Origin of the sequence: Nonomuraea sp. NPDC005650, from assembly GCF_040605375.1 — a bacterium.
Taxonomy (GTDB): Bacteria; Actinomycetota; Actinomycetes; order Streptosporangiales; family Streptosporangiaceae; genus Nonomuraea.
In genome coordinates, this window is the sequence record NZ_JBEXCR010000001.1 from 423,744 (window position 1) to 445,644 (window position 21,901).

General features: G+C 72.1%; 18 protein-coding genes. 7 read left to right on the forward strand and 11 right to left on the reverse strand.

What is annotated here, in order from left to right:
* Positions 1-6 precede the first annotated feature (6 nt).
* From hisH to hisD, 5 genes are read right to left on the reverse strand one after another with little or no spacing between them, the layout of a single operon-like run.
* The gene (hisH, locus tag ABZS69_RS01940; RefSeq protein WP_355364821.1) at positions 7-645 is read right to left on the reverse strand and encodes an imidazole glycerol phosphate synthase subunit HisH; all 639 of its coding nucleotides are present in this window, start codon (positions 643-645) and stop codon (positions 7-9) included.
* Positions 636-791 carry a hypothetical protein gene (locus tag ABZS69_RS01945; RefSeq protein WP_355364824.1) on the reverse strand — a complete coding sequence of 52 codons (156 nt, stop codon included), beginning with the start codon at positions 789-791 and terminating at the stop codon, positions 636-638. Before ABZS69_RS01945 ends, hisH begins: the two co-directional genes overlap by 10 nt.
* The gene (gene hisB / locus ABZS69_RS01950; RefSeq protein ID WP_185073043.1) at positions 788-1,381 is read right to left on the reverse strand and encodes an imidazoleglycerol-phosphate dehydratase HisB; all 594 of its coding nucleotides are present in this window, start codon (positions 1,379-1,381) and stop codon (positions 788-790) included. The genes ABZS69_RS01945 and hisB overlap by 4 nt, the downstream gene beginning before the upstream one ends.
* On the reverse strand, positions 1,378-2,448 hold the full coding sequence (locus ABZS69_RS01955) for a histidinol-phosphate transaminase (protein WP_355364827.1): 1,071 nt from the start codon (positions 2,446-2,448) through the stop codon (positions 1,378-1,380). Before ABZS69_RS01955 ends, hisB begins: the two co-directional genes overlap by 4 nt.
* The gene (gene hisD, locus ABZS69_RS01960; RefSeq protein WP_355364830.1) at positions 2,445-3,761 is read right to left on the reverse strand and encodes a histidinol dehydrogenase; all 1,317 of its coding nucleotides are present in this window, start codon (positions 3,759-3,761) and stop codon (positions 2,445-2,447) included. Before hisD ends, ABZS69_RS01955 begins: the two co-directional genes overlap by 4 nt.
* Positions 3,762-4,178: 417 nt before the next feature.
* On the opposite strand from hisD, the gene ligD reads away from it, so the two are divergent.
* Together ligD and ABZS69_RS01970 are read left to right on the forward strand one after the other, a co-directional pair.
* Positions 4,179-5,189 carry a non-homologous end-joining DNA ligase gene (gene ligD / locus ABZS69_RS01965; protein WP_355364833.1) on the forward strand — a complete coding sequence of 337 codons (1,011 nt, stop codon included), beginning with the start codon at positions 4,179-4,181 and terminating at the stop codon, positions 5,187-5,189.
* A 114-nt stretch (positions 5,190-5,303) separates the two neighbouring features.
* Complete coding sequence (locus ABZS69_RS01970; RefSeq protein WP_355364836.1) at positions 5,304-6,746, forward strand: trypsin-like peptidase domain-containing protein; 1,443 nt, start codon at positions 5,304-5,306, stop codon at positions 6,744-6,746.
* Positions 6,747-6,802: 56 nt separating this feature from the next.
* Here the strand turns inward: ABZS69_RS01970 and ABZS69_RS01975 are convergent, their stop codons facing one another.
* Complete coding sequence (locus ABZS69_RS01975; RefSeq protein ID WP_355364839.1) at positions 6,803-7,927, reverse strand: MFS transporter; 1,125 nt, start codon at positions 7,925-7,927, stop codon at positions 6,803-6,805.
* Positions 7,928-7,980: 53 nt separating this feature from the next.
* Here ABZS69_RS01975 and ABZS69_RS01980 point away from each other — a divergent pair, with 53 nt between their 5' ends.
* Entirely contained in the window at positions 7,981-8,760 is a 780-nt protein-coding gene (locus ABZS69_RS01980; protein WP_355364842.1) for a helix-turn-helix transcriptional regulator, read from the forward strand.
* Positions 8,761-8,819: 59 nt separating this feature from the next.
* The gene (gene ybaK, locus ABZS69_RS01985; RefSeq protein WP_355365320.1) at positions 8,820-9,275 is read left to right on the forward strand and encodes a Cys-tRNA(Pro) deacylase; all 456 of its coding nucleotides are present in this window, start codon (positions 8,820-8,822) and stop codon (positions 9,273-9,275) included.
* Positions 9,276-9,282: 7 nt separating this feature from the next.
* Here ybaK and ABZS69_RS01990 read toward each other — a convergent pair whose 3' ends face one another.
* On the reverse strand, positions 9,283-11,508 hold the full coding sequence (locus tag ABZS69_RS01990; protein ID WP_355364845.1) for a transglycosylase domain-containing protein: 2,226 nt from the start codon (positions 11,506-11,508) through the stop codon (positions 9,283-9,285).
* 53 nt (positions 11,509-11,561) lie between these two features.
* Positions 11,562-12,872, reverse strand: coding sequence for a UDP-N-acetylglucosamine 1-carboxyvinyltransferase (murA, locus tag ABZS69_RS01995; protein ID WP_355364848.1), 1,311 nt, complete (start codon positions 12,870-12,872; stop codon positions 11,562-11,564).
* 63 nt (positions 12,873-12,935) lie between these two features.
* Here murA and ABZS69_RS02000 point away from each other — a divergent pair, with 63 nt between their 5' ends.
* On the forward strand, positions 12,936-13,457 hold the full coding sequence (locus ABZS69_RS02000) for a hypothetical protein (RefSeq protein ID WP_355364851.1): 522 nt from the start codon (positions 12,936-12,938) through the stop codon (positions 13,455-13,457).
* A gap of 6 nt (positions 13,458-13,463) precedes the next feature.
* Here ABZS69_RS02000 and ABZS69_RS02005 read toward each other — a convergent pair whose 3' ends face one another.
* Together ABZS69_RS02005 and ABZS69_RS02010 are read right to left on the reverse strand one after the other, a co-directional pair.
* Positions 13,464-14,834, reverse strand: coding sequence for an amidase (locus ABZS69_RS02005; protein WP_355364854.1), 1,371 nt, complete (start codon positions 14,832-14,834; stop codon positions 13,464-13,466).
* Positions 14,835-14,919: 85 nt separating this feature from the next.
* Positions 14,920-15,729: a type II CAAX endopeptidase family protein gene (locus tag ABZS69_RS02010; RefSeq protein WP_355364857.1), complete on the reverse strand. Its 810-nt coding sequence runs from the start codon at positions 15,727-15,729 to the stop codon at positions 14,920-14,922.
* A 125-nt stretch (positions 15,730-15,854) separates the two neighbouring features.
* On the opposite strand from ABZS69_RS02010, the gene ABZS69_RS02015 reads away from it, so the two are divergent.
* Both ABZS69_RS02015 and ABZS69_RS02020 read left to right on the forward strand, forming a co-directional pair.
* Positions 15,855-17,006 (forward strand): sensor histidine kinase, encoded by a 1,152-nt coding sequence (locus tag ABZS69_RS02015; protein ID WP_355364859.1) that lies wholly within the window; start codon positions 15,855-15,857, stop codon positions 17,004-17,006.
* 72 nt (positions 17,007-17,078) lie between these two features.
* Positions 17,079-17,735, forward strand: a complete 657-nt coding sequence (locus ABZS69_RS02020; RefSeq protein ID WP_355364862.1) for a response regulator transcription factor — start codon at positions 17,079-17,081, stop codon at positions 17,733-17,735.
* A gap of 592 nt (positions 17,736-18,327) precedes the next feature.
* Here ABZS69_RS02020 and dnaE read toward each other — a convergent pair.
* Entirely contained in the window at positions 18,328-21,855 is a 3,528-nt protein-coding gene (gene dnaE / locus ABZS69_RS02025) for a DNA polymerase III subunit alpha (protein ID WP_355364864.1), read from the reverse strand.
* Between the last annotated feature and the right edge of the window lie 46 nt (positions 21,856-21,901).

Here is a 21,901-nt window from a genome sequence, read left to right on the forward strand (position 1 = left end):
GGGCGCTCACAGCGTGCCGAGCCAGTTCTTCAGCAGCACGGCTCCGGCGTCGCCGGACTTCTCGGGGTGGAACTGGGTGGCCTTGAGCGGGCCGTTCTCGACGGCGGCCACGAACGGCACGCCGTGCTCGGCCCAGGTGACCAGCGGCTCGGCGAACCCCTCGCCGGTGCGCAGCTCCCACTCGCGCACCCCGTACGAGTGCACGAAGTAGAAACGCGTCGCGGCGTCGAGCCCGGCGAACAGCACGCTGTCGGCGGGCGCCTTGACCGTGTTCCACCCCATGTGGGGCAGCACGGGCGCCTCCAGCCGCTCCACCGTGCCCGGCCACTCGGCGCAGCCCTCGCTCTCCACGCCGTGCTCGACGCCCCGCGCGAACAGGATCTGCATGCCCACGCAGATGCCCAGCACCGGACGCCCGCCGGACAGGCGCCGCCCGATGATCCGCTCGCCGCGCACGCTCTTGAGCCCGGTCATGCACGCCTCGAACGCGCCCACGCCCGGGACCACCAGCCCGTCGGCGTCCATGGCGGCGTCGAAGTCGGCGGTGACGGTCACGTCGGCGCCGACCCTGGCCAGCGCCCGCTCGGCCGAGCGCAGGTTGCCCGAGCCGTAGTCGAGCACCACGACCTTCTTGCCTACCACCACAGCACCCCCGCCGTGATCGCCATCGCCGCGCCCAGCGCGCAGACGGCCGCACCGATCTTCAACCCCTGCCTGAACAGCGAGAACACGCCGCCGATCAGGAACAGCCCGATGAACACCATCGCGATGGCGAGGACGTTCTCGGTCATAGGACGCCCTTGGTGCTCGGCACGCCCGTGGCGCGCGGATCGAGCTCCGACGCCTCGCGCAGCGCCCTGGCCAGCGCCTTGAACTGGGCCTCCACGATGTGGTGGGCGTTGCGCCCGTAGGGCACGTGGACGTGCAGGCAGATCGCGGCCTGCGCGACGAGCGACTCCAGGATGTGGCGGGTCATCGTCGTGTCGTACTCGGGGCCGATCATCGGCGCCATGCCCTCGGGCTCGGAGTGCACGAGGTAGGGACGGCCGGACAGGTCGACGGTGACCTGGGCGAGCGACTCGTCCAGCGGGCACGACGCGCTGCCGAAGCGCCTGATGCCCGACTTGTCGCCCAGGGCCTCACGGAACGCGGCGCCCAGCGCGAGCGCGGTGTCCTCGATCGTGTGGTGGGAGTCGATGTGCAGGTCGCCCTCGGTCTTGACCGTCAGGTCGAACAGCCCGTGCTTGCCGAGCTGGGCCAGCATGTGGTCGAAGAAGCCGACCCCGGTCGACACCTCGACCCGGCCGGTGCCGTCGAGGCCGACCTCCACCAGGACCGAGGTCTCCTTCGTTACGCGCTCGACGCGGCCTACGCGACTCACAGGACTCCTTCCAGGGCGGCGCGGAAGGCCGCCATCTCCTCACCGGTGCCGATCGACACACGCAGCCATTGTGGCGGGCCCACCTCGCGGATGAGCACCCCGCGCTCCAGCAGCCCCTCCCACACCTTGCGCCGGTCGGGGAAACGCCCGAACAGCACGAAGTTCGCGTCGGAGTCGGCCACGGCCAGACCCTTGGAGCGCAGCCACGCGACCGTGTCGTCGCGCTCGCGCCGCAGCGCGTCGACCGTGCCCAGCAGCTCGGCCCGGTGCCGCAGCGCCACCCGCGCCGCCGCCTGGGTGAGCGTGGACAGGTGATACGGCAGGCGCACCAGCAGCAGCGCCTCCACCACGGCCGGGTGGGCGGCGAGGTAGCCGAGCCTGGTGCCCGCCATGGCGAACGCCTTGGACATCGTCCTGGTGACGATCAGCCTGGGGTGCTCGGGCAGCAGGGTGAGCGCCGACGGCGTGCCCTCGCGGGCGAACTCGGCGTAGGCCTCGTCGACCACCACCATGCCCCGCGCGGCGGCCAGGACGGCCTCGATGGTCTCGAGCGGCTGGGCGGTGCCCGTCGGGTTGTTCGGCGAGGCCAGGAACACGATGTCGGGCTGGAGCTCCTCGATCGCCGCCGTCGCCTTGCCGGGGTCGATCGAGAAGTCGTCCTCGCGGCTGGCCGCGATCCACTCCGTGCTGGTGCCGCTGGTGATGATCGGGTGCATCGAGTACGAGGGCTCGAACCCGATGGCCGTGCGGCCGTGGCCGCCGAACGCCTGCAGGATCTGCTGGAGCACCTCGTTGGAGCCGTTGGCGGCCCACACCTGCGCGGTGGTCAGGCCATGACCGAGGTAGGCGGCCAGGTCGGCGCGCAGGGCCATCGCGTCCCTGTCGGGATAGCGGTTGAGCTCGCCCGCGCTCGCCCGGACCGCCTCGGCCAGGTCGGCGACCAGCTCGGGCGAGGGCGGGTAGGGGTTTTCGTTGGTGTTGAGCCGGACGGGGACGTCGATCTGGGGCGCGCCGTACGGCGACTTACCCCGGAGGTCGTCCCGGATGGGCAGGTCGTCGAGGTTCACGCGGTCTCCGTGGGAATCTGCCAGTCGAATCGGGCGCGGATCGCGGCGCCGTGGGCCGGGAGGTCCTCGGCGTCCGCCAGGACCGACACATGGGCCGCCGCGCCCGCGAGGGCGTCGCGGGTGTAGTCGACGACGTGGACGCCGCGCAGGAACGACTGCACCGACAGGCCGCTGGAGTGGCAGGCGCATCCGCCCGTGGGCAGCACGTGGTTGGACCCGGCGAGGTAGTCGCCGAGCGACACGGGCGCGTACGGGCCCACGAAGACGGCCCCGGCGTTGCGGATCCTTCCGGCGACCCGCGCGGCGTCCGCGGTGTGGATCTCCAGGTGCTCGGCCGCGTACGCGTCGACGACCTTGATGCCGTCGTCGACGGAGCCGACCAGCACGATGCCCGACTGCCTGCCGCCCAGCGCCTCGGCGACGCGCTCGGAGTGCCTGGTCGCCGACACCTGGCCCGGCAGCTCCTTCTCGACCGCGTCGGCCAGCTCGACGCTGGTGGTGACCAGCACGGCGGCGGCGATCGGGTCGTGCTCGGCCTGGCTGATCAGGTCGGCGGCCACGTGGACCGGGTCGGCCGTCTCGTCGGCCAGGATGGCGATCTCGGTCGGGCCCGCCTCGGAGTCGATGCCGATGCGCCCCTTGAGCAGCCGCTTGGCCGCCGCCACCCAGATGTTGCCGGGACCGGTCACCATCGTGACGGGCGGGCACTCCTCGGTGCCGTAGGCGAACATGGCCACCGCCTGCGCCCCGCCCACCGAGTAGACCTCGTCCACGCCGAGCAGCGCGCACGCGGCCAGGATCGTGGGGTGCGGCAGCCCGCCGTGCTCCTTCTGCGGCGGGCTGGTCACGGCCAGCGAGGCGACGCCGGCCTCCTGGGCCGGGACGACGTTCATGACCACGCTGGACGGATAGACCGCGCGGCCGCCGGGGACGTAGAGGCCCACGCGCTCGACGGGCACCCACCGCTCGGTCACGGTGCCGCCGGGCACGACCTGCGTGGTGACGTCGGCGCGCCGCTGATCGCGGTGGACCAGCCTGGCCCGCCTGATCGACTCCTCCAGCGCCGCCCTGACCTTGGGGTCGAGCTCGCGCAGGGACCTGTCGATGGCCTCGGCGGAGACCCGGGTGGTGGCGATCTCGACGCCGTCGAACCTGGCGGTCAGCTCCCGTACGGCTGCCGCCCCGCGATGGCGCACGTCGTCGCAGATGGGCCGCACCTTCTCCAGGGCGGCCTCGACGTCGAGCTCGGCGCGGGGCAGCACGTCGCGCAGGTTCTCCGGAAGAGAACCACGCATGTCAATACGGGAAATCACCATCACAGTCTACGGAGTCCGGCCCCTGAATCAGGTTCTGTCCACCATCCGGACGGCGCGCCGCCGCCCGCGGGAGCGGCCGTGGGCGGCGCTCACCGACGTCGCGCCCACGGCCGCCATCACCCCGGACCGGGCCTTGCCGGGGGCACTGCCGTGGCCGTCACGGGGGCACGGCCACGGCCGGGAAAGCCGAGAACCGTCACCACTGCCCGTCCTGAGCCCCCGCTAACAGAGGACGCCAAAAAGGCGCCAATTTCCTTTTACCCAGACGCCGGCGGCCCATGTCGAGCCAGAACCCCGAGCCCGCCCATGAGGTCCACGCCCGCACGGTCACCCGATGGCACGGCGGCGGGCGCTTGACCATCTGCAGACCCCCGCCGGCCGCTGTCGATCAGCCCGGCGGGTACGGCATGCACCATGGTGCGGCTGCCGGCCTACGCGCCGATGCTGGCGCAGCCCGGCACCCTGAGCTCCGTCCAGGGTGCGGACTGGGCCGTGGAGATGAAATGGGACGGCGTGCGCGCCCTCGCCTACATCGAGGGCGGCGCCGTCCGCCTGATGTCGCGCAACGCCAGGAACATCACCCCCGCCTACCCCGAGCTCCAGCTCATGGCCGGCGCCGCCCACGGGCACGCGGCCGTGATCGACGGGGAGATCGTGGCGTTCGACGAGAGCGGGCGGCCCAGCTTCGAGGCGCTGCAGCCCCGGATGCACCAGCGCAACCCGGCGGCGGTGGCCGCGCTGGCCAGGTCGGTGCCGGTGACGTTCATGGCGTTCGACATCCTGCACCTCGACGACGACAGCACCGTCTCCCGCCCCTACACCTCGCGCAGGGAACTGCTCGAGACCACGTTCACGCCCGGCTTCCGGTGGGAGGTGCCCGTGTGGTTCGCCGACCACGCCGGGCACGCGTTCGACTCCTCCCGGCAGCTCGGGCTCGAAGGGGTCGTGTGCAAGCGGATGGGCTCGCCGTACCGGCCCGGCAGGCGCAGCGGCGACTGGACGAAGGTCAAGAACGTACGCACCGCCGAGGTCGTGATCGCCGGCTGGAAGCCGGGAGGCGGGCGGCGTTCCGGGATGATCGGGTCCCTGCTGCTGGGCGCCTACGACCTTCGGGGGCGGCTGCGGTTCGTGGGGCACGTCGGGACGGGGTTCACCGAGGCCATGCTGCGCGACCTGGGCGAGCGACTGGCGCCCCTGGAGCGCCCCGATCCGCCGTTCGGCGAGCCGGTGCCGCGCGAGCACGCCAGGGAGGCGCGGTGGGTGGAGCCACGCGTGGTCGGCGAGGTGCAGTACGCCGAGGTCACCGGCGACGGCCGCCTGCGCCACCCGTCCTGGCGCGGGTTGCGGCCCGATCGCGAGCCCTCCGAGGCCGGCACCGCCGAGTTCCTGCCCGCGGGCCGCGGCGACGACGCCGCGGCCGGCTGAACACCCGCGCCAGGCGGGGGGAGCAATGGCGACACGGGGCCCCTAACTACACTTCGTCTGCATTTCGTAACCTAGAGTGATCGAGACGTTGCCGATTCACTCAAAGGGGACACCGTGCCGAAGGTCCTGGTCACCACGCTCACCACGCTGGCCGGCGTCGCACTCGCGCCGCCCGCGACCGCCGGGCAGCCCCCCTTGACGCCCGTGCAGGACAGCGTCCTGGGTGTCGCGTCGTCCCCGCTGATGCGCCCCGCCCGCGCCGTGCGCTACTGGACCGCGGACAAGCAGGCCCGAGCCAATGCCGCGGAGCTGCCGAAGAGCCTGCGGGGGCCGGTCCCGGGCGCCGAGCGGCGCAGCGTGCCGGAGAGCAAGCGGATCACCCCGGGCGGGGACGCCAACGGCTACGCCCCCATGCGCCGCCCGTACAGCGCCGCGGAGCAGAGCCGCGTCACCGGCCGGCTGTTCTTCGTCAACTCGGCCGGTCAGGACGACTCCTGCAGCGCCTCCGTGGTGCGCTCGGCGGTCGGGCTGCTCATCGTCACCGCCGCCCACTGCGTGTACAGCGTGCCGCCGGGCGCGTCGGCCGGCCAGTGGCACACCAACTTCGCGTTCGTGCCCGCGTACGACGGGCGGGCCACCAGCGTGCGGCAGCGCGAGCCCTACGGGCGGTGGGGCGCCCGGCAGGCGTGGAAGCCCGACGCCTACACCGGCATGAGCGGCGGCGACTGGAACTCCAACTTCGACATCGCCCTCCTGGAGGTCGGCAGGAAGAACCGCACGCTCCAGGAGGCCGTCGGCGCCTTCACCCCGATCCGCAACCAGGGCGGCAAGTACACCGTCGCCACGACGGGCTACCCCGGCGTGGCCGGCAGGAAGCCGTACGACGGCGGGGAGCAGCTCTGGTGCCTGGCCAGGACCGAGCCGGCCGGCGGCATCGCCGAAACGGGCACCCTCCTCGTCTCCCGCATCAGAGCCACGTCGGAGGGCGGGCGCATCGAGACGCACAACTGCCACCTGTTCAAGGGCCACAGCGGCGGCCCGTGGCTGCTCAGAGGCACCGGAGACCTGGTCGGCGTGCTGTCGGCGGGCACCGAGGACGGCGGGGCGGAAGGCTACTCCGTCGCGAACGCCCTCAACGCCGAGAGCTACGGCACGATCATCAAACGCGCCGACCCGCAGGGACTGTACGACGCGCTGTCCATCAGCGCGTCGAGCCCGCACCGCCCGGTCAGGCGCGGCGGCGTCGCCGCCGTCAGGGCCACCGTGACCATGCGCGGCCTGATGGGCGCCGCCGACGTGCCCGTCACGTTCGACCTGCCGGCCGGCACGAGCCTGACCGGGGTGAACGGCGCGCCGTGCCGGCGCTCCGCCCGGCACGCCACCTGCACGATCGCCACCCTCCACCCCGACCACCCGGTCCAGCTCACGGCCCGCGTCCGCGTGACCCGCCGGGCCGCCGCCTTCCCGCTCGTCACCGCCCACGTGGACTCCACGCGCCTCGACCCGACCCAGCGCGACAACACCAGCACCGTCGCCCTGCCCACCTACCGCCGATAGCCGGGCGGGCCCGCCCGGCAGAGCACGGGAGACCGCCGCACCCCGGCACGCCGGAGTCAGGCGGCGGGCTCCGGCACCGGCTCCTTCAGCGTCCGGGCCAGCAGCCAGGCCAGCACCGGGAAGACGATCAGGCAGGCCAGCGCCGTCCGCAGCGTGGTGGCCTCGGCGACCGCGCCCACCAGCGGGCTGGCCAGGCCGCCCACGCTCACCGCGAGCCCCAGGGTCACGCCCCCGGCCGTGCCCACCCGGGTCGGCAGGAAGTCCTGGCCCAGGGTCACATGCAGGGAGAACGGCGCGTACAGGGCGATCGACGAGGCCGCGACGAAGACGTACGCGACAGGTCCAGGCGCCAGCACCACCCCCGCGACCGCCGGGACCGCCAGCGCGTAGGCCAGGCGCATCGTCCGCATCCGCCCCCACCGCGCCGCCAGCCTGCCGCCCAGCACGGTCCCCACCGCCCCGCCCGCGAACAGCACGAACAACGCCACCGCGCCCGCCGCCCCGCCTCCCATGTAGAGGGCCACGAAGGCGCTCAGCCCGACGTACACGACCGAGCGGAAGACGATCACCAGCGTCAGCCGGACGAACGACGGCCAGTCGTCCCGGCCGGACACCGGCTCCGCGGCCCGCGCCGCCCGCCCTCCCCCGGCCAGCGCCCGCACCGCCGGGAGCGTCGCCACCGCCCCCAGCACCGCCGGCGCGGCCAGCAACGGCGAGGCGCCCAGCCCCCACCCCGCCAGCAACGGCGTCACCAGCACCGGAGCCGACGCGAACCCCAGCGTCCCGCCCAGCGAGAACCAGCTCATCCGGACGTGGCTGCCCTCGCTCGCGATCCTGGCCAGCCGCGCGGACTCCGGATGGTAGGCCGCCACCCCGAGGCCGGACAGCGCCACGGCCAGCCAGGTCAGCACGTAGGAGTCGCTCACCCCGCCCAGCGCCACCCCGGCGCCCGCGACGAGCGTGCTCACCGGGATCAGCCACGGCATCCGCCACTTGTCCGTCAGCACGCCGAACACCGGCTGCACGACCGACGACAGCAGCGTGGCGGCCAGCACGATGCCGGACACGGCGACGTACCCGTAGCCGCGATCGGCCACCAGGAAGGGCACGAGCGCGGGGACGGCACCCTGGTAGAAGTCCACGGCGGCGTGGCCGGCGGCGAGCATCGGGGTCCTGTTCACCCTCCGATCCTGTCCCGGGGCCGGCTGGCCCGCTTCCGATAAAATGCCAATCTATGACGGCAATCCGCCATCTCCCCGAGGCGCCGACGGGGCGGCGGCCGCTGGCGCCGGGCGCGGGCATCGACGCGCACCGGCACGACACCCACCAGATCGTCTACGCCTGCCGCGGCGTGGTCTCGGTCACCACCAGCGCGGGCACCTGGGTCGCCCCGGCCAACCGCGCCCTCTGGATCCCGGCCGGCACCGTCCACGAACACCGCGCCCACGGCGACACCGACCTCCGCCTGGTGGGCCTCGCGGACAACCCCCTGGGCCTCGGCCACCCCGCCGTCCTCGCCGTCGGCCCCCTGCTCCGCGAGCTGATCATCGCCTACACCTGCGACACCGACCCCGCACCGGCCCCCCACCCTGACAGTCGCGCGAGGAGCTCCGGGGACGGAGGAGAGCGCGAGCGGTTGTGGGCCGTGCTCGTCGACCGGCTCAAGCGCGCCCCCGAGCACCCCCTCCACCTGCCCACCGCCCGCGACCCCAGGCTGGCCGCCGTCTGCGCGATCCTGCACCGCGACCCCGCCGACGGCAGGACCCTGGCGCGGCTGGCCGACCAGGCGGGCACCAGCGACCGTACGCTGGCCAGGCTGTGCCGGCGCGAGCTGGGCATGAGCTTCCCGCAGTGGCGCACCCAGCTCCGCCTGCACCACGCGCTGCTCCTGCTGGCCGACGGCGTCTCCGTGACCGCCGTCGCCCACCGGTGCGGGTGGGCCTCCGCCAGCGCGTTCATCGACGTGTTCAAGCGGGCGTTCGGGTACACCCCCGGCAAGGCCTTTACATTGTAGATTCGCTACAATGGGGTCCCGTGAGCAAATCGAAAGGCAAGGGCGGCACCCCGGCCACCATGGCGCTGACCAAGGCCAAGGCCGAGTTCACGCTCCACCCGTACGAGCACGACGCCGCGGCCCAGGCTTACGGCGAGGAGGCCGCGGACGCGCTCGGCGTCCCCTACGAGCGGATCTTCAAGACGCTGGTGGCCGAGGTGGAGAGCGGGCTGGCGGTGGCGGTCGTTCCCGTGTCGGGCAAGCTCGACCTCAAGGCCCTGGCCGGCGCCCTCGACAGCAAGCGGGCCGCCATGGCCGACGCCGCCAAGGTGGAGCGCGTGACCGGCTACGTCGTGGGCGGCATCAGCCCGCTCGGCCAGCGCAAGCAGCTCCCGACGGTGGTCGACTCCTCGGCGCTCGACTTCGAGACGATCTACTTCTCGGCCGGGAAGCGCGGCCTCCAGATCGAGACCGCGCCCGACAACCTCATCACGCTCACCAGGGCCGTCACCGCCCCCATCGGCAAGCCCTCCTGACCGCCCGTCACCGGCGCGGCCGCTCGGGCTCCGCCTCCATGGGCGACTGCCCGACGAGCCACTCGAAGAGCCGCCGCCGCCAGAAGAACGGGTGGTCGCCGCGCCCCCGCCCGCCCTCCGCCTCGCGGCGCTTGCGCTCCTCCTCGGCCAGTGCCTGCTCCAGCCCCGGCGTGTTGCCGCCGCCGAAGCGGGCCATGTCCGGCCCCGTGAACCCCTTGGGCTCGACGCTGCTCAGCGCCGACTCCATCGACTCCACCCAGATCGGCCCGGGCAGCGAGGCCCCCTGCACCGATCCGTAGTAGCTGTCCCCGATCTGCACCCCCTGCAGCGGGAACCGGTACGACCCCCGGATGTCCCCCACGCTGACCGCCGCCGCCAGCGAGGGCGTGTAGCCGGCGAACCAGGCCGAGGTGTACCCGTTGTTGGTGCCCGTCTTGCCGGCGGCCGGGCGGCCGATGCTCTGCCCCTGCATGGTCCCCTTGTCGAAGACGCCCTGCAGCACGTGGTTGACCGCGTCGGCGACCTCCTCCTCCAGGGCGCGCTCGCAGGAGGGCGGCACGTGGGTGCGCCGCCCGTCCCTGCCGACGATCTCCACGATGGCCAGCGGCCGGCAGTAGATCCCCCTGGCCGCGAACGTCGCGAACGCCGCCGCCACCGTCACCGGGTCCATCTCGTTGACCCCCAGCGTGAACGTCGGCACCTCCTTCAGCGGCTCCCCGTCCGCCCTGCTGATCCCGAGCGCCTTGGCCGTCTGCACCACGTTGCAGAGCCCGACCTTGCGCTCCAGCATCATGTAGAAGATGTTCACCGACTTCCAGGTGCCGGTCTCGATGCTGTGCGGGCCGCCGGAGCCCTCGCCGGTGGCGTTGAGTATGCGGGTGTCCGGGTCGTTCACGGCGCGGCCCGCGCAGTCGCGGTAGCCCTGCGAGGGCACGAGCTCGCCCGGCGTGTTGAAGCCGTCGCCGAACCGCCACCCCTGCTTGAGCGCCGTGGCCAGCGTGAACACCTTGAACGTCGACCCGGCCTGGAAGCCCTGACCGCCCCCGTGCGCCACGTCGGCGGCCAGGTTGAAGGTGGTCTTGGGTCCGTTCTTGCGGTTGCCGGGGTTGCGGCCGAAGCGCTTGCTGGCCGCCATCGCCCTGATCCGCCCGGTCCGCGGCTCGACCATGGCCTCGGCGGCCACCTCGGTGTCCTCCGGCCAGACGTGGCGGCGGATGGCCTGCTCGGCGGCGCGCTGCGCGACCGGGTCGAGGCTGGTCCTGATCGTCAGGCCGCCCCTGGACATCCGCGTCCGCCGCTCGGCCGCGGTGTTGCCGAACACGGGGTTCGACAGGAGCTCGCGCTGCACGTAGAGGCAGTAGAAGGGGTAGGAGCTCTGCTCGCACCCGCCGGGCTCGGGCCTGAGCTTGATGCCGAGCGGTGCGGCCTTGGCGCTCTCCGCCTCCTGCCGCGTGATCAGCTTCAGCCCGGCCATGCGGTCGAGGACGAGGTCCCGCCGCAGCTTCAGGCGGTCGCGATGGTCCCGCCCGAGCGAGGGGTCGGTCGAGTACGGCATGCGCACCGCCCCCGCCAGCGTGGCCGCCTGGCCCAGGGTCAGCAGGGAGGCCGACGTGGAGAAGAAGCGCCTGGCCGCCGCCTCCACGCCGTGGGCTCCGGCGCCGAAGTAGGCGATGTTCAGGTAGCGCTCAAGGATCTCGTCCTTGCGGTACTTCTTCTCCAGCGCCAGCGCGAGCCGCAGCTCGGTGATCTTGCGGGCCAGGTTCGGGGCACGGGCGCGGTCGCGCTCGGCGTCGGTGCGGGCGCCCTCGACCAGGATGTTCTTGACGAGCTGCTGCGTCAGGGACGAGCCGCCCTGCTTGATGCCGCCGGCCTGCGTGTTGGTGAGCAGCGCCCGGAACGTGCCCCGGACATCGAGGCCGCCGTGCTCGTAGAAGCGGGCGTCCTCGATGGCCACGATCGCCTTGCGCATCATGGGCGCGACGGAGCGCAGCGGGACGGTCGTCCGGTTGGCCTCGTAGAACTGGGCGAACGTCCTGCCGTCCTTGTCCAGCAGTCTGGTCACCTGCTCCAGCGGCTCCTCGCGCGGGGCCGGCGGCAGGTCGACGAAGGTGTTCGCGACGCTCTTGGCGGCGATGCCGCCCCCGCTGACCACGGGCGCGGCCAGAGCCGCGGCCAGCACCCCCCCGAGCGCCCCCGCCAGCCCGAGCGCGCCGACGGATCTGAGTACGGTCACGTCACATGATCTGCGACGTCCGCATCCGCGCCAAACGCCCGCTTGTCACCTGTTTACCGTTGCCTGCGGATGTGCAGACCGAGCGAGGCGAACTGTTCGAACGGCCGGTGGTAACCGCGTTCGATGTGGTGCACCCCGCGCAGCGTGGACGGCCCGTCGGCCACCGCGGCCGCCAGCACGGCCGAGAACCCCGCCCGGATGTCGGGCAGCGTCACGTCGGCGCCCTTGAGCTTGGACACGCCGCGCACGACGGCCGAGTGCCTGGCGTTGGTGTCGTGGTAGCGGCAGGCCGGGCCGCCCAGGCACTGGTCGAACACCTCGATCTCGCAGCCCATCTTCTGCAGCGCCGGCACGTACACCAGGCGGTTCTCGAAGACCGTCTCGTGCAGCACCGACATGCCCTGGCTCTGCGTGAACAGCACCATGAGCGGCGTCTGCCAGTCCGTCATGAACCCGGGGTGGGTGTCGGTCTGCACGGCCGCCGAGCGCAGCCCCTCCGGCGGCGCGGTGGCGCACAGGTACTCGTCGTTGATGTCGAACTGGGCGCCCATCCTGGCCAGCGTGGTGATCGCGGTGACCAGGCGGTCCTGCGGGCAGCCGTGCACCCGCACCTCGCCGCCGGTGACCAGCCCCGCCGCCAGGTACGAGAACGCCTCGATGCGGTCGCCGGTCAGCCAGGTGGAGGCGCCGCGCAGCTGTTCGACGCCCTCGATGACGATCCTGCGGTCGGGCGAGAGCTCGATCCTGGCGCCCATCCGCTGCAGGAACAGCGCCAGCTCCACCACCTCGGGCTCCATGGCGGCGTTCTTCAGCACCGTCTTGCCCTCGGCGAGGACCGCCGACATCAGGATCGTCTCCGTGGCGCCCACGCTCGGGTACGGCAGCTCGATCCTGGTGCCCGTCAGGCGGTTGGCCTTGGCGAAGATGCCGGTGTCGCCCACCTCCACCTCGGCCCCCATCGCGCGCAGGGCCTCCACGTGGAAGTTGACCGGCCGGCGCCCGATCGGGTCGCCGCCCACCAGCGGCACGAACGCCTCCCCCGCCAGGTGCAGGAGCGGGCCGAGCATGAGGATGGGGATGCGGTTCAGGCCCGTGAAGGCGTCGGGCACCCTCGGCTCGATCGTCTGACCTCGCGCGATCCTGATCTCCGTCCGGGAGATCTCGACATGGATGCCGAGCGCCCGCAGCATCGCGGCGGTGATCTCCACCTCGCCCACCTCGGGGGCGTTGTGGATGCTGCTCTCCCCGCCGCCCAACATGGCGGCGACCATGTGCTTGGAGACTCCGTTCTTGGAGCCGCGTACTTCGACGTCCCCCCGGAGCGGGCCGGAGGGTTCTATCAACCAGACCTCTTCTGCAATCACGAAGCGAGCCTAGCCGGGGGATACCATCGAGCTGATTCGGACACACATGTAAGGGGGAGTGGCGTGACGAGGGAAGTGCGCGCTTTCGCGGTAACTGTCCTCGCACTTGCCACTCTCGGGGCGGCCGCCGGGCTGCTCTGGTCAGGGATCACGCCACGGGCGCCGTACCAGGTCACGGATCAGGGAACGGTCCTGGCCGACCCGTCCACGCAGGCGCTGATCGCCGCCGACGGGTGGTTCGCGGTGATCACCGGCGGGCTGGGGCTGCTGTGCGGCGGGGTCGCGTGGTTCGCCGCGCGGCGGTGGATGCTGGCGGTGCTGCTCGGGCTCTGCGTGGGCGGCGTCCTGGCGGCGATGCTGACGCTGTGGGTCGGGTCCACGTTCACGATCGGGGCGGTCGTGGTCGAGGCCGCCGCCACGCCCGGGGTGAAGGTCGTCCCGGGCGCGCTGAAACTGACCGCCTCCGGCGTGGTGGTGTCCTGGCCGCTGCTGGCGGTGGGGCTGTTCGGGCTGCTGGAGGGCATGCACGGCTATCGCGAGTCGCCGCTGCGCCACCCGTACGGCGACCCGCCCGAGCCGCTCTGACCCGCCTCAGAGGGGCGGACGGCGCAGGCCGTACCCGGTGGCCCGCTCGAACGCGCGGGCCACGCGCAGGACCCTGGCGTCCTCGAACGGCCGGCCCACGATCTGCACCCCCACCGGCAGCCCGTCCGCCGTGAACCCGGCCGGCACGGACGCGGCCGGGGCGTGCAGCACGCTGATCCAGTACGCGGAGCGCATCCAGGCGAGGTAGTCGGGCATCGGCTCCCCGTCGACCTCGCTGACGTGGGGCTGCTCGACCGGGAACGGCGGCACCTGGCTGACGGGCGCGATCAGCACGTCGTAGGTGTCGAAGAACGCGGCCATCCGCTGGTAGAGGCGGCTGCGGGCCCGCTCGGCCCGGGCCAGGTCGGCGCCGGTGACCTTGCGGCCCTGCTCGACGTTCCACGCGGTGTTGGGGCCGAGCCCGGTCAGGTCGCCGAAGGACAGCGCGTAGTTCCACGCCCGGTAGGTCCTGAACGCGTCTTCGGCCTCTGACAGGTCCAGCTCGACCTGCTCGACCCGGGCCCCCAGGCTCTCGAACACCGGCGGCGCCGCCGCGGTGACCTCCGCCGTCCTCGGGTCCACCGGCAGGCCGCCCAGGTCCGGGCTCCATGCCACGCGCAGCCCCCGCACGCCCTCCTCCGGCTCGGGGGCGAAGACCTCCTTGATCGAGTACGGGGACCGGCGGTCGAACCCGGCGATCGCCCCGAACATCAGCGTGACGTCCTCGACCGTCCTGGCCATCGGGCCCTGCACGGACAGCGTGTACCAGGCGTTGGTGTCGGACGGGTCGGGGACGCGGCCCGGGGTGGGGCGCAGGCCGACGACGTTGCAGAAGGAGGCCGGGTTGCGCAGCGAGCCGCCCATGTCGGACCCGTCGGCCAGCGGGACCATGCCGGTGGCCAGGGCCGCGGCGGCGCCCCCGCTGCTGCCGCCGGCGGACTTGGACAGGTCGTAGGGGTTCCTGGTGGCGCCGAACACCTCGTTGACGGTGTGGGAGCCGGTGCCGAACTCCGGCGTGTTGGTCTTGCCCATCGTGATGGCCCCGGCGGCGCGCAGCCGCCGGACGATCACGTCGTCCTGGGCCGGCACGTTGTCGGCGAAGAGCGGCGAGCCGTAGGTGGTGCGGATGCCGGCCGTGTCGACGAGGTCCTTGTGCGCCACGGGCAGGCCGTGCAGCGGACCGGCCGGCTCCCGCGCGTCGGCCGCCTTGGCCGCGTCGAGCGCCTGCTCGGCGACCAGGGTCACGATGGCGTTGACGCGCGGGTTGACCTGCTCGACGCGGTCGAGGTGGGCTTGGACGACCTCGACGGCGCTCACCTGCCCGGTCCTGATCAGGCGGGCCAGCTCGGTCGCGGTCAGGTAGTGCAATTCGCTCACCCTTCGATCCTGCCCCACGGGCCGCGGCCCGACGACGGCGAGGGTTGCCCACCCCGGCCGGGGCCGCTCGTCGGATCACCACCGCTCAGGAACTCTCCCTCGCCAGCCCCTGTTCCAGGGGCGCGGTGCGGCCGTCGCGCCGCCTGGCCAGGATGAGCAGGCCGGTGACGGTGAGCGTGCAGGTCACGATGACGAGCTGCACACCGTACTGGATGTCCTGGGTCGGGAGCAGGATGTTGCCGGTGTGGAGGCCGGTGTGCACGCCGACCGCCATCCACACCGCTCCGGTGCGCGCCCGCGCCGCCGCGCAGGCGAAGCCGAGCCCGATCGCCTGGAGCACGTAGAGCAGGCGTTCGACCGGGGTGTCCGCCGCGCTCTGGGAGATGATGTGCAGCGCGCCGAAGCACACGGACACCACGATCATGACCGCCTTCGGGGACAGCCGGCCCGACAGCGTGTCGTACAGATGGCCGCGCCACAGCAGCTCCTCGGGGAACGCCTGGCCGAGCAGGGCGATGACGACGGCGAACGGCACGTAGGGGAGCTGGGGGCGCACCAGGTCCCATGGCACCCAGGTGGCCACGCCGAGCGCCACCGACAGCGCGCTGGAGGCGATCACCGCGACCGCGCCCGCCAGGACGCCCGCCAGCAGGTGCGGCACGGCCCGCCAGGTCCTCGTGAGCCCGACGCCCCGCCACGACTGGCGGCCGAGGAAGCGGCGGATCAGGTAGACGACCGCGAACGAGGCCAGCGTGATCCCGACCACGCCCACCGGCTGATAGAGGAGGTCGCCCGGGTCGAAGAGCAGCGTCGCGGGCCGGGAGCCGCCGAATATCATCGCGAACATCGCGGCGACGGTGATCAGCACGGCCCATGCGGGATGAGTGGCTTTCATGGACCGCCACGCTAGGAAGCCCTGGGACGGCCGCGCATCGGCCCGCGGGCGGAACCCGTCATGACCTTCGTCATGGGTCCTCAAGGAGGATCACAAAGCCCTCGCGGGTAACTATGGTCGAAGCCATGCAGCGTCGTCTGGCCCGGCTGCGCGTCCCCGACCGGCCGGTCCTGTTCACCGTCGTGTTCTGGGTGGTGCTCGTCGCCACCGGGGCCGTCGCGTACGCGGCCGATCCCTCGACGCCGCTGTGGGCCGCGCCCTTCGGCGCCAACCTGGCGCTCGTGGCCGTGCTCTGGCTGCTGCTGCCCTGGCGGCGCTGCGAAGGCTGGCGGCGGCCCCTGCCGGTGGTGTTCCTGCTGGCGACGTTCGCGCTGGGATTCACGGGCTCGGCCGAGATCCACCAGTTGCTGACGCTCCTGGCGATCGCCAATGTGGCGTTCGTCCACGGCCTGCGGACCGCGACCGTCATCGTCGGCTGCGTGGCGGGCGCGCTGTTCGTCATGGTCCTGACGGTGTACGGCCGCGGCCTGGCCGAGGCCACCGCGCAGACCGTGCCCATCATCGTCTTCGCCACGTTCGTGCTGGGCATGACGTCGGCCGTGCTGGAGGCGCGGCGCAGGCGGGAGGAGGCGCAGCGGCTGCTGGCGCGGGTCAGGGAGCTGACGGTCGCCCAGGAGCGGGCGCGGATGGGCGCCGAGATGCACGACTCCGTCGGCCACCACCTGACGGTGATCAAGCTGAGCCTGGAGAACGCCGAGCGGTTCCGCTCGCGCCGCCCCGAGGCCGCCTGGGACGAGGTGCGCCAGGCGAAGGAGCTGACCGTGGCGGCGCTGGCCGACGCCCGCCGGTGGGTGCGCGCGCTGCGCCCGCTCGCGCTCGAAGGCCGCGTCGGCAGCGCGGCGCTCGAGCGGCTGGCGGCCTCCTTCGACGGCACGGGGCTGGCGGTGTCCTTCGAGGTGGTGGGCAGCGAGGCGGCCCTGGAGCCCGACGTGGAGCTGGTGCTCTACCGCGTGCTGCAGGAGGGGCTCACCAACGCCGTCCGGCACGCCGGCGCCCGCCGGGTGAGCGGCACGCTCACCTTCTCCCGCGAGGCCGTCGTCCTGGCGGTCGCCGACGACGGCCACGGCCGCGACCGCGGGGCGCGCGGCGGGTTCGGCCTGAGCTCGCTCACCGAACGCGCCCGCGCCGTGGGCGGCACCCTGATCGCGGGCGACCGGCCGGGCGGCGGTTTCGAACTGCGGGCGGAGCTCCCGGTCCGCGCGAAGGCGACGACATGAGACCGGAGCTGTGGGTCCGCGCCAAGGTGACGACATGAGGGCGATGCTGCCGGTCCGCGCGAAGGTGACGGCATGAGAGCGATCAAGGTGCTGCTGGTCGACGACCAGCAGCTGATGCGGCAGGGCCTGCGCAAGATGCTGGAGATCGAGGACGGCATCGAGGTGGCGGGCGAGGCCGCCGACGGCGAGGAGGCGCTGCTGGTGGCCGGGGAGTGCCGCCCGGACGTGGCGCTGGTGGACGCCAGGATGCCCAGGATGGACGGCGTCGAGCTCATCTCCCACCTGTCGGCCCGGCACCCGGGGGTGGCGTCGATCGTGCTCAGCACCTTCGACGAGGACGACTACATCTTCGGCGCGCTGCGCGCGGGCGCCGTCGGCTACCTGCTCAAGGACTGCACGCCGGAGGATCTGGTCGACTCCGTCCGCCGGGCCGGTCGCGGGGAGACGGTGCTGGCCTCGCCAGTGGCCGCCCGCCTGGTCGCCGAGATCCGCCGCACGCCGCCCACCCCCGCCGTGCCCGCCGCGCCTGGGGACGGGGCGCGGTTGTCGACCCGGGAGGCGCAGGTGGCGGCGCTGATCGCCGCGGGGGCCTCCAACCGGGAGATCGCGGCCCGGCTGCGCCTCACGGAGGGCACGGTCAAGAACCACGTCTCCAGCCTGCTCCGCAAATTCGGCCTCCGCGACCGCACCCGGCTCGCCCTCCACCTCAAGGACACCCCGGACTCCTGACGCCCGCCACCCGACCCTGACCTGGCCCGGACGAACGACCGCCGTCAGCGGGCCACCCTCACGACCTGTCCGAGACGATGACGTCGGCCGTCAGCGGGCCGCCCGATCACGACCTGGCCCAAGACGATGGCGACGGCCCGTCACGCTTGCGGGCGGGATCGCGACCCCACACCGGCCGCCGCGACCCCACCGGCCACGGTGCCGGGCGTCGTAGGGCGCGACGGCCGCCGTAGGGCGCGGGCCGGATCACGGCGTGGCGGCGGTGGGTGCCTGGCTGACCACCGTGAATGGCCGTCCGGTCTCCATGGGTGCCCGGGTGGCCGCCGTTGGTGCTTGGGCGGCCGTTGCGGGTGCACTGCTCGGGCGGTTGACGACTCGCCACCCAGATGGCCCACTGTGCGCGCGTCACGGCGGCCCGCCCCGCCCACCCGGTGAGCGTCCCCCTGGACAGGGCCCGGCCACGTGCGGCGGGTGGGCCCTCCCGTGCGCAGCCGTAAAGGCTGGTGAGGGACGGCGGGCCACAGCGGCGGGAGAGCCCGGGGCCAGGCCCCAGCACGCGACGGCGGGAGCCGGGGCCGGGCCTCAGGTGGGGTTACGCGCCCAGGCAGGCCGGGCCCAGAAGTTGTTTCAGGTCGCCCATGAGGGCGGGCGAAGGAGTGACGCGCAGGCGGTCGTCGACGCGCACCACCGTGGTCTTGGGGCCGTTGTGGACCTGCAGGTGCACCTCCGACGTCCCCGGATGCGTCGTGAGGATCTCCTTCAGCCGCCCCACCACCGGCGGCGTGCAGCGGGTCAGCGGCAGGCTCACCAGCAGCGGCCCGCCCGCCTCCTGGGTCAGGTCGGGCGCCGTCACCTCCATGGCGATGATCTTGGCGACGTCCTCCCGCTTGTCGATCCGCCCCTTGACGAAGACGATCGCGTCCTCGGCCAGGATCGTCGAGCACAGCTGGTACGACGACGGGAAGATCATCACCTCGATCGAGCCTGCGAGGTCCTCCAGCTGGGTCAGCACCCAGGTGTCGCCCTTCTTGGTGACCTTGCGCTGCACCCCGCTCAGGATGCCGCCCACGGTCACCACCATGCCGTCGGCCCGGCTCTCGTCCTGGACGGCCGCGATCGAGCAGTCGGCCCCGGCGGCGAGGATGTGCTCGACGCCGAACAGCGGGTGGTCGGAAACGTAGAGGCCGAGCATCTCCCGCTCGAACTGCAGGAGCGTGTTCTTGTCCCACTCCCCCACCGGGATCTGCACGTCGAAGGTCTGGTCCTCGCCCCCGTCGATGGCCCCGAACAGGGAGTCCTGGCCGATGGCCTCGTTCTTCTTGATGTCGATGATCGCGTCGACGGCCTGCTCGTGCACCATGACCAGGCCCTTGCGGACGTGGCCGGCCGCGTCGAACGCGCCCGCCTTGATCAGCGACTCGATCACGCGCTTGTTGCAGACGATGGCCGGCACCTTGCGCAGGAATTCCTTGAAGTCGGCGAAGCGGCCCTTCTCCTTGCGCGCCTTCAGGATGCCGTCGACGACGTTGGCGCCGACGTTGCGGATGGCGGACAGACCGAAGCGGATGTCGGTGCCGCGCGGCGTGAAGTCGAAGTCGGAGTCGTTGACGTCCGGCGGGAAGACCTTGATGCCCATGCGGCGGCACTCGTTGAGGTAGAGGGCCGACTTGTCCTTGTCGTCCTTCACCGAGGACAGCAGCGCGGCCATGTAGGCGGCCGGGTAGTTGGCCTTGAGGTAGGCGGTCCAGTAAGCGACCAGGCCGTAGCCGGCGGTGTGGGCCTTGTTGAAGGCGTAGTCGGAGAACGGCAGCAGGATGTCCCACAGCGCCTTGATGGCCGCCGCCGAGAAGCCGTTGTCCTGCATGCCCTTCTCGAAGAACTCGAACTGCTTGTCCAGCTCGGACTTCTTCTTCTTGCCCATCGCACGCCGCAGCAGGTCGGCGCCGCCCAGCGAGTAGCCGGCCACCCGCTGCGCGATGGCCATGACCTGCTCCTGATAGACGATCAGGCCGTAGGTCGTGTCGAGGATGTCCTTCAGCGGCTCCTCGAGCTCGGGGTGGATCGGGGTGATGTCCTGCTGGGCGTTCTTGCGCAGGGCGTAGTTGGTGTGGGAGTTGGCGCCCATCGGGCCGGGGCGGTAGAGCGCGAGGGCGGCGGAGATGTCCTCGAAGTTGTCGGGGCGCATGAGCCGCATGAGCGAGCGCATGCCGCCGCCGTCGAGCTGGAAGATGCCGAGCGTGTCGCCGCGGGCCAGCAGCTCGTAGGACTTGCGGTCGTCGAGCGGCAGCTTCAGCAGGTCGATCTGCTCGCCGGAGGTGGACTCGATCATCTTCAGGCAGTCGTCGATGATCGTGAGGTTGCGCAGGCCCAGGAAGTCCATCTTCAGCAGGCCGAGCGTCTCGCAGGTCGGGTAGTCGAACTGCGTGATGATCGCGCCGTCGGAGTCGCGGCGCATGACCGGGATGTAGTCGGTCAGCACCTCGGACGACATGATCACGCCGGCGGCGTGCACGCCGGTCTGCCTGATCAGGCCCTCCAGGCCCTTGCCGAGGTCCATCGTCGCCTTGACGTCGACGTCCTCGTCGTAGAGCTTGCGCAGCTCGCCCGCCTCGGCGTAGCGCTGGTGGTCCTTGTCGAAGATGCCCGACAGCGGGATGTCCTTGCCCATGACGGCGGGCGGGAACGCCTTGGAGACGCGGTCGCCCAGCGCGTAGGGGAAGCCCAGGACGCGGCCCGCGTCCTTGATGGCGGCCTTCGCCTTGATGGTGCCGAACGTGGCGATCATGGCGACCTTGTCGGCGCCCCACTTCTCGGTCACGTAGCGGATCACGTCGCCGCGCCTACGCTCGTCGAAGTCGATGTCGACGTCGGGCATGGACACGCGCTCGGGGTTGAGGAAGCGCTCGAAGATCAGGCCGTGCGGGATCGGGTCGAGGTCGGTGATGCCCAGCGCGTACGCCACCAGCGACCCGGCGGCCGAGCCACGGCCGGGGCCCACCCGGATGCCGTTGCTCTTGGCCCACATGATGAAGTCGGCGACCACGAGGAAGTAGCTCGGGAAGCCCATCTGGATGATGACGCCCAGCTCGTTCTCCGCCCAGGCGCGGTGCTCCTCGTCGACGCCCTCGGGGAAGCGCCACTCCAGGCCCTTCCAGACCTCCTGGCGGAAGAACTGCTCCTCGGTCATCCCCTCGGGGATGGGGAAGGTCGGCATGAGGTTCTTGTGCTGGAAGAACCCCTCGGGGTCGACCTTCTCGGCGACCAGCAGCGTGTTGCGGCAGCCCTCGGCCCACAGGTCGGAGGAGTCGACCGCGCGCATCTCATCGGCGGTCTTGATGTAGTAGCCGCTGCCGTCGAAGCGGAACCGGTCGGGGTCGGACAGCTGCTTGCCGGTCTGGATGCACAGGAGGGCGTCGTGGGAGGGGGCGTCGGACTCGTAGGTGTAGTGCGAGTCGTTGGTGACCAGCGGCGGGATGTCCAGCTCTTTGCTGATCCTGGTCAGCCCGTCGCGGACGCGGCGCTCGATGTCGAGCCCGTGGTCCATGATCTCCAGGTAGAAGTTGTCCTTGCCGAAGATGTCCTGGTATTTCGCGGCGGCCTTGACCGCCTCGTCGTACTGCCCCAGCCGCAGCCTCGTCTGCACCTCGCCCGACGGGCACCCGGTGGTGGCCATCAGGCCCTCGGAGTGCTCGGCGAGGGTCTCGGCATCCATCCGCGCCCACTTGCGCACGAACCCCTCGGTGTAGGCGCGGGAGGACAGGCGCATCAGGTTGTGCAGGCCCGTCCGGTTGCGCGCCCAGATCGTCATGTGGGTGTAGTAGCCACCCGCGGAGACGTCGTCCCGCTTCTGGTGCGGCTCGCCCCACAGGACCGGCTTCTTGTTGTGGCGCAGCTCCGGCGCGACGTATGCCTCGATGCCGATGATCGGCTTGATCCCGGCGCCCGTCGCCTGCTTGTAGAAGTCGTACGCGCCGTGCATGTTGCCGTGGTCGGTGATCGCGATCGCCGGCATGCCCAGGTCACCGACCTGTTTGAACATCTGCTTGAGCCGGGCGGCCCCGTCCAGCATCGAGTATTCGGTGTGTACGTGCAGATGGACGAACGAGTCGCTGGACGACATGGAGCGGCGCCTCCCGGTCTCGATGGGGTTGTGAGCTCCGACTCTA